Source organism: Pseudomonas sp. 58(2021), from assembly GCF_017491585.1.
Classification (GTDB): Bacteria; Pseudomonadota; Gammaproteobacteria; order Pseudomonadales; family Pseudomonadaceae; genus Aquipseudomonas; species Aquipseudomonas fluorescens_BT.
The window spans coordinates 231,660-245,112 of record NZ_JAFGYZ010000009.1 but is presented as its reverse complement, the minus strand read 5'-3'; the positions used below and the strand labels follow the sequence as shown (position 1 = coordinate 245,112).

The following is a 13,453-nucleotide window of genomic DNA, read 5'->3' as shown; positions in this document are numbered from 1 at the left end:
GGTTCGCCACGATCCGCCCGCCCGTCGCGGCAAACGGATGCCCCGCCGCCAGCGAGCTGCCCTTGACGTTCAAGCGGCTGCGGTCAATCGACCCCAACGGCGCATCCAGCCCCAGTCGGGTCTTGCAGTACTCCGGATCCTCCCAGGCCTTCAACGTGCACAACACCTGCGCGGCAAATGCTTCGTGGATTTCGTAGTAGTCGAAGTCCTGCAAGGTCAGCCCATTGCGCGCCAGCAAACGCGGCACCGCATACACCGGCGCCATCAACAGCCCTTCGGCGCCGTTGACGAAATCCACCGCCGCCGCTTCGCCGTCACGCAAGTAAGCGAGAATCGGCAGGCCACGTTCTTTCGCCCACGCCTCACTGCCCAGCAACACCACCGATGCGCCATCGGTCAGTGGCGTGGAGTTGCCGGCGGTCAGCGTGCCCTTGGCGCTTTTCTCGAAGGCCGGCTTCAGGGTCGCGAGTTTTTCCAGGGTCAGGTCCGGGCGCAGGTTGTTGTCGCGGGTCAGGCCGAGGAATGGGGTCATCAGGTCGTTGTGCCAGCCTTCGCTGTAGGACGCGGCGAGTTTGTGGTGGCTTTCGAGTGCCAGTTGATCCTGTTCTTCGCGAGGAATATTCCAGGTCTGCGCCATCAGCTCGCAGTGCTGGCCCATCGACAGGCCGGTGCGCGGTTCGCCGTTGCGCGGGAATTCGGGGATCAGGTGTTTCGGACGCAATTGCAGGAAAGTCTTGAGCTTGTCGCCAGTGGTTTTCGCGCGGTTGGCTTGCAGAAGAATCTTGCGCAGGCCCTCGCTGACGCTGATCGGCGCGTCCGACGTGGTGTCGACGCCGCCGGCAATGCCGCAGTCGATCTGGCCGAGGGCGATCTTGTTCGCCACCAGCAGCGCCGCTTCCAGGCCGGTGCCGCAGGCCTGCTGTATGTCATAGGCCGGCGTGGCCGGCGACAGGCGCGAGCCGAGCACGCATTCGCGGGTCAGATTCATATCCCGTGACAATTTCAGCACCGCCCCCGCGACCACTTCGCCCATGCGCTGGCCGTGCAGATTGTAGCGTTCGATCAGACCTTCGAGGGCGGCGGTGAGCATCACCTGATTGCTCGCGGTGGCGTATGGGCCGTTGGAACGGGCGAACGGAATACGGTTGCCACCTATGATCGCGACGCGGCGCAGCTGACTCATGAAAAACTCCTTGTGAAATTCTGAATTGAAAAACGATCCCTGTGGGAGCGAGCCTGCTCGCGATGGCTGACTGTCAGGCACCAGGATGTTGAGGCTGACGACGCCTTCGCGAGCAGGCTCGCTCCCACAAGGTCCGCATTTATCTGCAAGACCTGCTAAACCTCAGTGTTCTAGCGTAGGCCTTATTGCGTGGATCGAACGATTGATTGCTCTTCGCAGTCCACACTTTGAACCCCATCTTCTGGAGAGCGTTCCATGTCTGACCGCTATATCGACTTCGCCAACTCGTCCATCGGCCATCGTCTGGTCGGGGCCCTGGGCCTGCCGTCGCCGGTGCGGCTGGAACGCTGGCAGGCCGGGCGCCTGCGGCCGGTGGACGGTGCGCTGCTGATCGGCGGCGGGCCGCTGGCCGAACGGGTCAGCGCATTCGCCAATCGCCTGACTGACGCGATTTACCGTTACGGCGACCAGCCGGCAACTGCCACACAATGGATTCCCGGCCATGGCCCGAAACTCAAGGCCGTGGTGTTCGATGCCAGCGATCTGCAGCACACCGACCAGCTCAAGCAGCTGCGTGAATTCTTTCAGCCGTTGATGAAGAACCTCGACAGCAGCGCGCACCTGGTGATTCTCGGCCGTGCCCCGGAAACCCTGCGTGAACCGTTTGCCGCCAGTGCCCAGCGAGCGCTTGAAGGCTTCTCTCGCTCGCTGGCCAAGGAGTTGCGCAGCGGCGGCACGCTGCAACTGATCTACGTCGGCGAAGGCGCCGAGGATCAGCTCGAAGGGCCGCTGCGGTTTTTCCTTTCGCCGAAAAGTGCGTTCGTCTCCGGGCAGGTGATCAGGCTGACAGCCTGCGCCACCCAGGTCACCGACTGGACGCGCCCATTGGCCGGGCGCAAGGCGCTGGTCACTGGCGCGGCGCGGGGCATCGGTGCCTCCATCGCCGAAACCCTGGCCCGGGACGGCGCCGAGGTGATTCTGCTCGACGTACCACCAGCCAAGACCGATCTTGAAGCCCTGGCCGCCCGCCTCGGCGGGCGCGCCATCACCCTCGATATCTGCGCCGAAGACGCCGCCGCGCAGCTGATCGAACAGTTGCCGGACGGCCTCGACATTCTGGTGCACAACGCCGGCATCACCCGCGACAAGACCCTGGCCAACATGACGCCCGAGTTCTGGGACGCGGTGCTGGCGGTCAATCTCAACGCCCCGCAAGTACTGACCAAGGCCCTTCTCGACAGCGGCACCCTGCGCGACAACGCGCGAGTGATTCTGCTGGCCTCGATCAGCGGCATCGCCGGCAATCGCGGGCAGACCAACTACGCGGCAAGCAAGGCCGGGCTGATCGGACTGGCCCAGGCCTGGGCGCCGACCCTGCTGGAACGCGGCATCAGCATCAACGCCGTGGCGCCGGGATTCATCGAGACCCAGATGACTGCGCACATCCCGTTCGGCCTGCGTGAAGCCGGCCGGCGCATGAGTTCGCTGGGCCAGGGCGGCCTGCCGCAAGACGTCGCCGAAGCCGTGGCCTGGCTGGCACAACCGGGCACCGGCGCGTTCACCGGGCAGGCGCTGCGGGTCTGTGGACAAAGTGTTCTGGGGGCTTAGGCATGAGCATCGAATGGCATACGTTGCACCAGGAACCGAGCCTGCCAGGACTGTATGTCCGGGCGGCGACCCGGCGCAAAATCACCGGCACCACCTTGCCCGACAGCGGCTTGCGCTGCGCCGTCGAGGTGGATGGCAAACGTCTGGCGGCCTATCGCAAGGTCTGCGGTTTTGCCGATGACGGCCTGCTGCCGCCGACTTATCCACACGTCCTGGCGTTTGCGTTGCAGATGCAATTGCTCACGGCCAAAGACTTTCCATTCCCGCTGCTGGGGCTGATTCATCTGAGCAACCGTATTCGCGTACTGCGGCCGATGGGCGGGATCGGTCGGGCGCAGGTCAGCGTTCGGGTCCACAACCTGCAACCGCATCCGAAAGGCGCGACGTTCGAGCTGCTGACCACCCTCGACGATCAGCTTGGCCCACTCTGGGAGGCCGAAAGCCAGATGCTCTGCCGAGGCGTGAGGCTGGAGGGCGAAGCGCTCGAACAGACGTGGGAACCCACGCTGCCACTGATGCAGGTGGCGCAGTGGAAAGCCCCGGCGGACATTGGCCGGCAGTACGCCAAAGTCTCCGGCGACTACAACCCGATCCACCTGAGTGCCGCCAGTGCCAGGCTGTTCGGCTTCCCCACCGCCATCGCCCACGGCTTGTGGAACAAGGCCCGTACGCTGGCTGCACTGGCTGATCATCTGCCACGGGCCAACCTGGAAATTGCTGGGTACTTTCGCAAGCCGGTGCGCCTGCCAAGCGAAGTATCGCTGTTCGCCAGCGCTGCGGGATCCAGCGGTGAATTACGTCTGATCGGTGCCGGGGATCTGGAACATATGGTCGGCCACTGGCAACCGATTGCCTGAGTCGACCCACCGCGCCAGTCGCTACCCCGCTCCTGGCGGGGTGCGATCCGCCCCGCGAAACATGATTAATTGTGTGTATATAACTTAAGTTTTTTCCCCCCGCCATCCACTTCCTTGCCAAACAACCGGCCTTGATTCTCAAGGCTTTTTTTGCGCGCTTATATCCTCGGCATTAGTCGCTAAGCTGCAGATTCACCCCTCTATATAAAGGCATTAATACCAACTCGAGAATGGCATGAATCCAACCTTGCGATTGATATGAGCACAACGGGCGAAGGCATTGCCGACAACAGAATCGGTGAGCCATCGAAGACAACGAACGTTGTGACAGGTGCAAGGGATTACCCTCATGAAAACTCAAGTGTGGTGCAAATCGGCAACAGCGCTGGCATTGATTCTCTCTCTTGGACTGGCAGGCTGCAGCAGCGGCGGTGGCGGTCATCACAGCAGTTCCGGCAGCTCTTCACCGGACAGCTCCACCGCAGGCACTGGCGGAACAGGCGGAACATCAGGCACCGGGACCGGCACTGCCGGCACTGATAACGGAACGGGAACGGGAACGGGAACGGGAACAGGTACCGGAACTGGAACTGGAACTGGAACCGGAACCGGGGCGGGCAATGGCGGCACTGCGGGCACCGGTGGCACCGGTGGCACCGGCGGGACCGGCACAACGAATCCGACCAATCCCACGGACCCGACCAACCCGACGAATCCAACCGATCCGACCAATCCCACCAACCCGAGTACTCCTTCACCCCTGGTCACCTCGACCCTGGTGAAAGACGTTGGCAACACCGTCGCAGGCGTCGGCAGCGGCGTCGGCCAGGTCGGTGACTCGCTCAGTGGCGTACCTGTGGTCGGCGGGGTGGTGCAAAGCGCTGCCAAAACCGCCGGCAACGTCGTGACCACACTGGGTGACGGCGTAGCCAACGGAATCGGCAAACTGGGTACGACCGATAATGGCCTGGGCGTGACAGCGTCGGCCGTCGGCGGCGTGGTGCAGGATGTCGGCAACGGTGTGTCCGACCTGAGCGGCCAACTGGCGAATGCCACAGGCAGCGTTCCGGTAGTCGGCGGCGTGGTCACCAAGGTCGCGCCGCTGCTCGGTGGTGTCGGTGAAAAAGTCACCATGATCGGCGACACCCTCAGCACAGCGACCACCACCGGCCCCCTCGGTTCGCTGACCAAAAACGTCGGCAACAACCTGGTGCCGGTGATCGCCATGGTCGAAAGCACCACCGACAGAATCGGCAGCACCACGGGCCTGGGTGTGCCGTTGAACGGGATCGTTCAGAAAGTCGGCAGCACCGTCAACGGCGTGGGCAACAACGTCACCGCGGCCGGCAATGGCAATGCCTTGACCAACACCGTCGGCGGTGCACTGAGCAACGTCGGCACCACGGTTGGCAAGGTCGGCGGTGTAGTCGACAACGGCACCGGATCGGGAACCGGCGCCGGTAGCGGCCTGGGCAACAATGGCCTGCTGCAGACTGTCGGCGGCGCGGTGGCCAATGTCGGCACCGGGCTGACGGCCGGCAACGGCGCACTCAGCGCACCCGGCGGCGTACTCGCATCGACTGGCAACACCGTGGCGTCGCTCAACACCGTGCTCGGCGGTTCGGGCACACCGATCACCGCACCCACCACACCACTGGCAACCCTGGGCAACAACGTCGGCAGCGGGATCGCTCCCGTCACCACCGCCGTCACCGGTCTGACCCAGAACGTCGGCAGTACCACCGGGCTCGGCGCTCCGGTCGCCAGCGTCACCAGTCAGGTGGGCGGTGCGGTCGGCAATCTGGGCAGCACCCTTGCGAGCACCAACAGTAACCCGGTCGTGACCGCTGTCGGCAACACCGTCACCACCGTGGGCAACACCGTCACCGCCGTCGGCGGACTGGTCAACGGCGGCACAACGACCGGCGGCACTGGCACAGGCGTGGGCGCAGGCCTGGGCGGTGTTCTCGGTGGCCTGACCGGCGCCCTGGGCGGCAACAAACCCTGAATTGCACCTGGCCGATTCGACGGCCTAACCTACAGCGCCTACGCTTGGTTGAGGGCGGAAGATTCCCACGAGTCTTCCGCTTTTTTCTCAGGAAAACCCTGCCTGGTGCTGCGGTTTGAACATGGAGTGTCCTATGCGCGTAATGGCATCCCTGCTGTTCCTCAGTCTCAGTTCCTCTGCCCTCGCCGACACCCTGCCCAGCTTTCTCAACAGCAATGAAACCATTCGCAATTTGCCGGTGCCGAATCTGCCGGCCGATGCTTACCGGCCGAACGCTGCGCCGCTGCAAGTCCCGGAGCCCGGTGCCGCAGCGACCGAACCGCTGAAGATGGGCACGAAGATCAAACTGAAAACCGTGCAGATCGAAGGGGGCACGCTCTACCCGCTCAACGAACTGGCGGAAGTCTTCAAACCCCTGATCGGTCACGAACCCAGCCTTGCCGATCTGATCGAAGCCACCCGCACCATCACCCGGCGCTACCAGAGCGACGGCTACCTGTTGTCCTATGCCTTCTTGCCGCAACAGACTTTCGAGGGCGGAGTGGCGCGGGTCGTGCTGGTAGAAGGCTACGTGCGGGACGTTGAGGTTCAGGGCGATATCGGCCGGGTCAAAGGCCTGATCGATAGACTGGCAGCGAAAATCCAGGCTGAACGCCCGCTGACCCGCAAGACCTTCGAACGCTATACCACGCTGATGACCCGCATCCCTGGCGTCACGCTCCAGGCCCAGGTGCCGCCACCCGGCACCACCGACGGCGCGACCACGCTGCTCGCCCAGGCCAGCCGCAAACCGTTCACCAGCACCCTGAGTACCACCGAAGACAACCGCAACGGTACTCAGGCCTTGTTGGGCGTAAGCAGCAACTCCCAGACGTCGATGGGCGAACAATTGACCCTCAGCGGATTGTTTCCGCCCGGGAAGGACCACGAGCATTACTACCGTCTGGACTACAGCCAGTTCCTCGATGACGAAGGCACGCAACTGAGCCTGTCGGCTTCACGCTATCGCGCCGACCCCGGCACCAACGTGCTGCTGAACAACGGCCTGGAACTCAAGCCCCACCGTGAGAACGACCGTTACTCGATCGGTTTCAGCCTGCCGCTGATTGCCGCCTCGAATGAACTGCTGACGGCCGGAGCCCGTCTGTACGCGGTCAATGACAAGACCCGCTACAACGTCATCGGCTACCCGCTGAGCGTTGAAGAACGCACCGATGTCCGCGCCCTCGCTTTCGAAAGCGACTGGCGCAAGGCCGACGCCCGGCAACTGCGGATTCTCAGCGGTGGTGTGTATCAGGGGCTGGACAGCATGGGGGCGCACACCAACAACAGCGCCATCGATCTCAACTTCCTGCGCCTGCGGCTTTCCGGGGTGCAGAGCGACAAGTTCTTCGACAACTGGCAAGGCGTGCTTTCGGGTGCACTGTACTGGAGCGACGACACCCTGCCCGACAGCGAGCGCGCGGTGTTCGGCGGGCAGAATTTCGGCCGCGGCTACCCGGACGATCAGGCATCCGGCGACAAGGGCTGGGGCGTGGCCTACGAGATCAACTACAGTTTCAACCGCGACGGCAACTGGGTGCGCATCCTGCAGCCCTATGTCGTGCTCGACCGCTCCCGCAGCTGGTTCAATCAATTGCCGGTGCAGGCCAACAGCTTGTCCTCGGCGGCCGTGGGTCTGAGGTTCGGCGATGCCAAGTACTACAACATCGCCCTGGAAGCGGCCAAACCGATGTCGGATGAAGCGCTGGACACGTTCAATCGCCGGCCACGCTACAGCGTCAGTTTCAGTTATCAGCTGTAGTCGGCCGGCTTCGCATTCACCCAGGGCTTGGGAAACAGGTTGTCGAGGGTTTCCAGCAACCGCACGTGATAGATCGGCTTGCGAAACAGGTCCAACACCTGCAACCGCAGCATGTCGCTGACATCCTCCATGTCCGCATGCCCCGAGGTCACGATCACCGGCAAGTGCTGGCGCGAAGTGTGTTCGCGCAGCCGCTTGATCAGCGACATGCCGCTCTCCTCCGGCATGCGCAGGTCGGTGATCACCAGGGCGATATCGGGATGACGGGTCAGATGATGCAGGGCGAGTTTCACCGACGTCGCGGTATGACAGACGAAGCCCTCGCCCTCCAGCAACTCCGCCAACTCCAGCAACGCGTCCTCTTCATCGTCAACCAGAAGCAACTGTTGGCGGGGCAGCGAGGAAGCAGTCATGGGTCAATCCCTGAAAAACTGAAGGTGGAATCGAGTGTAGTGCGAGATTCGCCACCCATCGAGTCAGGGTAACTGCGTCGGCGCAGTCTGTGCCGTGCCACCCAGGGCCACGAGGATGTTGTTGAAGATCGCCAGCACCTTGGCGCCTACCGGCGTCACGAACACCACCACCACAATGGCGACCATTGCCACCACAATCGCGTACTCGATGGCCGACGCGGCTTCGGTGCTTGCCAGGAACGACCGGGCACGCAACATCAGGTATTCGAAGAACATGGACATTCTCCTTCATGCCCGGGTCTTCCGGGCACCGGAAAGCCAATGATCAGGGCAATGCCTGCGCGCTTTCTCTCAGCGCCAGACAGGCATCGACAGAGGGAAGGGAAATTCGGTCAAGGTATGCCGGGTTTGGTCGGGGCCGTGCCACCCAGCGAGGTCAGTATCGCGCTGAAAATGTTGAAGACCTTGGTGCCCATTGGCGTCACGAACACCACGACCACCACCGCTACCATCGCCACCACGATCGCGTACTCGATAGCCGAAGCCCCTTCGTCACTTTTGAAAAACAGTCGTGCCCTGGCCAGCAGATAATCGAGAATCATACGTCCACTCCTTTGCGCTCCTGGCGCCGATGTCGCTACAGCGGCAAAGCTTCCACCGTGCCATCTGAGCATTGTCAACAAAGCCCCCGTCAACAACTGTAAGAACGGATTAATCACAAAGGATTAATTGCATCGTCGCTCCCCTCATTTCGACTGCTAATTGGCCAACCCCCATACTTTCGTAGGTTATTTGCCCGCCAGTAATGGCGTTTTGGCTTGTTTCAGCTAGCGTGGAAATAGCGAAATAGTTGGATGTTCATAGCTGCCTGATTGCGATGTTCCCTTGGTAGGAAGTGCGGGCTGGTAGTGCAGCAGGAAAGGGAGAGCCGTCATGAACAGTCGTGTCACCATGGGCCTTGCCGCCGTGCTTCTGCTGGGGGCCATCATTGTCGGCTACTGGGGCCTGGTGGTCAGCCGGCAACCGGCGCCAGTTGCCGAGGCACCTGCGCCAGCGGTGGTCACCGTCGAAAAAACCGTCGCCGCCGCTGAAGACCAGACCCGCCAACCCGTCGTGGTGCTGGTGCGCGATGTCCCTCCATTCACGCCCCTCACTGCTGCCGACCTGGCCGTTGAAAAACTGCGCAGTGCACCTGCCGGCAGCCTCGGCACAATCGAACAGGCCGTGGGTCGCACACCGTGGCGCCATCTGAGTGCCGGAACCTGGCTCAACGATGAAAGCTTCGAGGCCGGCGGAACGCTGGCGCGCATGATCCACAAAGATGAACGCGCACTGGCAGTGTCGGTCGATGAAGTCATTGGCGCGGCCGGACAATTGATTCCCGGTGATTACGTCGATGTGCTGTTGTTCCTGCGCCAGGACGCCAGCAACCCGCAGCAGTCGGCGCAGATTGTGGTGCCGGCCATGCGCGTGCTGGGTGTCGGCGAGCAATACGGCCTGACCAATGATGGGCAACCGTCTGCTCCCGCGTTGAGTGCCGACGACAAGCTCAAACAGGATCAGCGCCGGCTCACGGCGCGCACGGTGGTGCTGGCAGTGCCGGAACAACTGCTGAGCCGGATGATGCTCGCCACCCAGGTCGGCACCTTGCGCCTGGCTGTACGCAGCAGTGAAGAACAGCGCCTGGCCAAATACTGGGCCGGCGAAAATCAGGCTCCGGACAAACTGGTCGCCGCCAACAGCCAACTCTTCCAGTTCACCCAGCTTGCGCTGGGCGCTGCGCCGAAAGTCCCGTCCGGCGGCGAGCACAGCGGCGCAGCGCGGCCTGCGGTGGAAGTGATTCGCGGTAATCAGATCACCCAACAGAATCCATGACTGAGCAAGGATCCAAGTGCATGCAGAGTCGTTCCTGGCCGACCTTCAATCCCCTGCTCCGGGCCTTGCTGCTGATGGGACTGTCGATCAATGCCGCACAGGCGGCCACCGGCAATTGCTCGGCCCTCGGCCGCTTGCCACCGGTGATCGAAGTCAACGAAGGCTGGCAAAAGGATCTGCAATCGCCGGTGGCAATCACGCGCCTGGCCATCGGCGATCCGAAAATCGCCGACGTGCACGCCACCGGCAACGCGTCGTTCCTGGTCACCGGCATGGCCCCCGGCGCCACCAGCCTGATGGTCTGGACCGGCTGCTCCAGCGAGCCGCGCCAGAGCATGGTGTTTGTCCAGGGCGCCGCCACCGGGGCGCTGACCGGCACGGGCTCACCGCCTGCGGAGGATGCGCTGCTGCCTTCGCAAGTGCAGACCGACATCCGTTTCGTCGAAGTCAGCCGCACCAAACTCAAGCAGGCCTCGGCCAAACTGATCGGCACCCGCGGTAATTTCCTGTTCGGCTCCCCCGGGACACTGCCGCCCATCGATGGCGTGCCGCAGCCGCGACTGCCGGTGGATAACTCGCTGTTCAACTTCTCCTGGATCGGCGGCAATACCATGGCGATCATCAACGCCCTGGAGGGCAGCGGCTTCGCCTACACCCTGGCGCGGCCAAGCCTGGTGGCGCTGAACGGGCAGAGCGCGAGCTTCCTCGCCGGTGGCCAGATCCCGATCCCGGTACCCAGTTCCGGCAGCGACAGCGTATCCATCGAATACAAGGAGTTCGGCATCCGCCTGACCCTGACGCCGACCATCATCAGCCACGACCGCATCGCCCTGAAAGTCGCGCCGGAAGTCAGCGAACTGGACTTCAGCAATTCCGTGCAGATCGCCGGAACCACGGTACCGGCCCTGACCATCCGCCGCACCGACACCAGCATCTCCCTCGCCGATGGCGAGAGCTTCGTCATCAGCGGACTGATCAGCACCAGCAACAGCTCCCAGGTCGACAAGTTTCCGGGGCTCGGCGATATCCCGGTGCTCGGGGCGTTTTTCAAGAGTTCACAGATCAAACGCGAAGAGCGTGAACTGTTGATGATCGTCACCCCGCATCTGGTGCGTCCACTGTCGGCGGAAGCGCAACTGCCTTCGCTGCCGGGAGAAAAACTGCGCAACTACGACCCGAACTTCTATCGCATGTTCTTCATGGAAAACGGCAACTTCGACAAGCGCAGCGGGTTGTCCCAATGAGCCAGAGCATGAGCCAGACCTTTCTCGCCATCACCCGCAACAGCACCGATCTGGAATGGCTGCAAAGCGCTCTCGCGCCCCTGGGGCAAGTGGTCAGCGCCGGTACGGGCAGCCTCGATGAATTGCTCGCGCTGGTGGATGTCACCTTCGCCAGCCTGGTGTTCGTCGGCCTCGACCGTGAACACGTGGTGGCCCAGAGCGCGCTGATCGAAGGTGCGCTGGAGGCCAAGCCGATGCTGGCGATCGTCGCCCTCGGCGACGGCATGGACAATCAGTTGGTGCTCAACGCCATGCGCGCCGGGGCACGGGATTTTGTCGCCTACGGTTCGCGCTCCAGCGAAGTCGCGGGGCTGGTACGCCGCTTGAGCAAACGCATGCCGCCGGTGACCCACACCACGCAGTCGGGCGGGCTGACGGTTCTGTACGGTGTGCAGAGCAGTTCCGACGGCGCGTTGCTGTCCAACCATATGGCGCTGGTGGTGCAAAAGAGCGGGCAACAGACGCTGCTGCTGGACCTCGGCCTGCCCCGTGGCGACAGTCTGGCGCTGTTGGGTCTGGAAAGTTCGTTCCACTTCGGCGATGCCCTGCGCCACTTGCGCAGGCTCGACGCGACGCTGATCGACAGCGCCTTCACCAGCGCCGAAGCGGGTCTGCGGATTCTGGCCTATGCCGACACTGACGAGCCACTGGAGAGCACCAGCGCCGCCGAGCTGTACATGTTGCTCAGTGCCTTGCGCCAGCACTTCCAGCACATTGTCGTGAACCTCACCGGCCAGCCTGACAGCGAAGCCTTGCGCACCTTTGTCAGCCATTGCGACAAGCTGATCTGGTACACCGACCAGAATGTGCTCGATTGCCGGCGCAACCTGGCGGTGTTCAATCTGTGGCGGGAAAAAGGCATGAAGCTCGATCACGGACGGCTGTTGGTCGACCGCTATCTGAGCAACGTCGCGCCGGATGCGGACACCCTCGGCAAGACCTTCAATCTGGAAGTGATCGCAGTGCTGGCCCTGAGCCCGGAGCTGCGCATGAACGCCAAGAACCAGGGTGTGAGCCTGTTTGAACTGGCCCCCCGGGAGAAACTCACCCAGAGCCTGCGGGCGCTTGGCGAGCGTCTGGCCAAACGCTCCGAAGGCCTGACCAAACCCAGGATCACCTGGTTCGACCGGTTGCGAGGCAGCTCATGAGTCCGGAAAAACTCTTCGGTGCCCCTGCTCGCGGTCAGTCGGGCAACACCGACCACGAAGGTCTGAAACTGGTCCTGCATCGCTACATCATCGATGCCATCGAGGAGTCCGGGAAAAACCTGCTGGAAGGCTCTCGGCAGTTGCTGGCGCAGTTTGTCACCGACAAGGTCGCTGAGTACATCGCCCGTCTGCACCTGGCGATTTCCCGTTACGAGATGGAGCGCCTGGCGGAAGAGATCGTCGATGAACTGACCGGTTTCGGCCCGCTGGAGGTGTTGCTGCGCGACAGTGCCGTGACCGAGATCCTGGTCAACGGCCCGCATCGGGTATTCGTGGAACGCGACGGCGTGCTGCACCAGAGCGACTTGCGCTTCATCGACGCGCACCACGTCGAACGGGTCATGCAACGTATTCTGGCGCCGCTCGGGCGACGGCTGGACGAGTCGTCGCCGATGGTCGACGCACGCCTGCCCGACGGTAGCCGGGTCAACGCGATCATCCCGCCGATCGCCCTCGACGGGCCGTGTCTGTCGATTCGGAAATTCCGCAAGGACATGCTCAAGAGCAGCGACCTGATCGCCATGCAGACCATCGACCTGGCGATCTTCGATTGCCTGCAGGACGCGGTAGGCAAGCGCTGCAACATTTTGATCAGCGGAGGTACCGGTACCGGCAAGACCACGCTGTTGAACATTCTCAGTCAGTTGATCAACCCCCACGAGCGCCTGGTGACCATCGAGGACGTCGCCGAATTGCAGCTCGGTCATCCGCACGTGGTGCGTCTGGAAACCCGGCCGCCGAACGCCGAAGGTCATGGCGAGGTCAAGGCCAGCGACCTGATCCGCAACGCCCTGCGGATGCGCCCGGACCGGATCATCCTCGGCGAGATCCGCGGTGTCGAAGTACTCGACGTGCTCACGGCGATGAACACCGGTCACGACGGTTCGATGAGCACGGTCCACGCCAATAACGCCCAGGATGCGTTGCTGCGGCTGGAAACTTTGGTCGGCCTGACCGGGCGCACCGTGGCCGAACGCACCCTGCGGCAAATGATCTGCGCGGCGCTCGACGTGATCATTCAGCTGACCCGCATGCCCGACGGCCGCCGCTGCGTGAGCGAAGTGGTTGAAGTCGTCGGTGTGCGCGAAGACGTTTACGTCACCAACACCTTGTTCCGCCTCGATCGACGCACCGGTTTCGGCTTCCTGCGCGAAGCGGTCAATCCGGCCGGCGACAAGTTGCGGCACGAGTCGAGTCTGGGCTGAGCGCATGGA

Annotated in this window: 12 protein-coding genes; 8 read left to right on the top strand and 4 right to left on the bottom strand. The window is 62.9% G+C overall.

Translation table 11 applies throughout. From position 1 onward, the window contains the following. The coding region (locus J5M72_RS13220; protein ID WP_207865699.1) for an acetyl-CoA C-acetyltransferase at window positions 1–1,183 on the bottom strand (1,183 nt) is incomplete at its 3' end. 255 nt (window positions 1,184–1,438) lie between these two features. On the opposite strand from J5M72_RS13220, the gene J5M72_RS13215 reads away from it, so the two are divergent. The 4 genes from J5M72_RS13215 to J5M72_RS13200 all read left to right on the top strand — a co-directional run bounded on the left by J5M72_RS13215 (window position 1,439) and on the right by J5M72_RS13200 (window position 7,460). After that, a complete protein-coding gene (locus tag J5M72_RS13215) occupies window positions 1,439–2,791 on the top strand; it encodes a 3-oxoacyl-ACP reductase (protein WP_207865697.1) in 1,353 nt (450 codons plus the stop codon). Between the two features lie 2 nt (window positions 2,792–2,793). Then, the gene (locus tag J5M72_RS13210) at window positions 2,794–3,648 is read left to right on the top strand and encodes a MaoC/PaaZ C-terminal domain-containing protein (RefSeq protein ID WP_207865695.1); all 855 of its coding nucleotides are present in this window, start codon (window positions 2,794–2,796) and stop codon (window positions 3,646–3,648) included. A gap of 349 nt (window positions 3,649–3,997) precedes the next feature. Continuing rightward, window positions 3,998–5,656: a collagen-like triple helix repeat-containing protein gene (locus tag J5M72_RS13205; RefSeq protein WP_207865693.1), complete on the top strand. Its 1,659-nt coding sequence runs from the start codon at window positions 3,998–4,000 to the stop codon at window positions 5,654–5,656. Window positions 5,657–5,789: 133 nt separating this feature from the next. Continuing rightward, window positions 5,790–7,460 (top strand): ShlB/FhaC/HecB family hemolysin secretion/activation protein, encoded by a 1,671-nt coding sequence (locus tag J5M72_RS13200; protein ID WP_207865691.1) that lies wholly within the window; start codon window positions 5,790–5,792, stop codon window positions 7,458–7,460. Here J5M72_RS13200 and J5M72_RS13195 read toward each other — a convergent pair. The 3 genes from J5M72_RS13195 to J5M72_RS13185 all read right to left on the bottom strand — a co-directional run bounded on the left by J5M72_RS13195 (window position 7,451) and on the right by J5M72_RS13185 (window position 8,475). Next, window positions 7,451–7,873, bottom strand: coding sequence for a response regulator (locus J5M72_RS13195; protein WP_169428706.1), 423 nt, complete (start codon window positions 7,871–7,873; stop codon window positions 7,451–7,453). The genes J5M72_RS13200 and J5M72_RS13195 overlap by 10 nt on opposite strands. 63 nt (window positions 7,874–7,936) lie before the next feature. Next, a complete protein-coding gene (locus tag J5M72_RS13190; RefSeq protein ID WP_207865689.1) occupies window positions 7,937–8,149 on the bottom strand; it encodes a Flp family type IVb pilin in 213 nt (70 codons plus the stop codon). Between the two features lie 116 nt (window positions 8,150–8,265). Continuing rightward, entirely contained in the window at window positions 8,266–8,475 is a 210-nt protein-coding gene (locus tag J5M72_RS13185; protein WP_169428704.1) for a Flp family type IVb pilin, read from the bottom strand. A gap of 331 nt (window positions 8,476–8,806) precedes the next feature. On the opposite strand from J5M72_RS13185, the gene cpaB reads away from it, so the two are divergent. Genes cpaB through J5M72_RS13165 form a run of 4 tightly spaced genes read left to right on the top strand, consistent with a single transcriptional unit; the run spans window position 8,807 to window position 13,444 of the window. Further along, window positions 8,807–9,748, top strand: coding sequence for a Flp pilus assembly protein CpaB (cpaB, locus tag J5M72_RS13180; RefSeq protein ID WP_207865687.1), 942 nt, complete (start codon window positions 8,807–8,809; stop codon window positions 9,746–9,748). A gap of 20 nt (window positions 9,749–9,768) precedes the next feature. Further along, window positions 9,769–10,992, top strand: coding sequence for a type II and III secretion system protein family protein (locus J5M72_RS13175; RefSeq protein ID WP_169428702.1), 1,224 nt, complete (start codon window positions 9,769–9,771; stop codon window positions 10,990–10,992). Continuing rightward, entirely contained in the window at window positions 10,989–12,179 is a 1,191-nt protein-coding gene (locus J5M72_RS13170) for a pilus assembly protein (protein ID WP_169428701.1), read from the top strand. The genes J5M72_RS13175 and J5M72_RS13170 overlap by 4 nt, the downstream gene beginning before the upstream one ends. Continuing rightward, window positions 12,176–13,444 carry a CpaF family protein gene (locus J5M72_RS13165; RefSeq protein ID WP_169428700.1) on the top strand — a complete coding sequence of 423 codons (1,269 nt, stop codon included), beginning with the start codon at window positions 12,176–12,178 and terminating at the stop codon, window positions 13,442–13,444. The genes J5M72_RS13170 and J5M72_RS13165 overlap by 4 nt, the downstream gene beginning before the upstream one ends. Window positions 13,445–13,453: the final 9 nt, after the last annotated feature.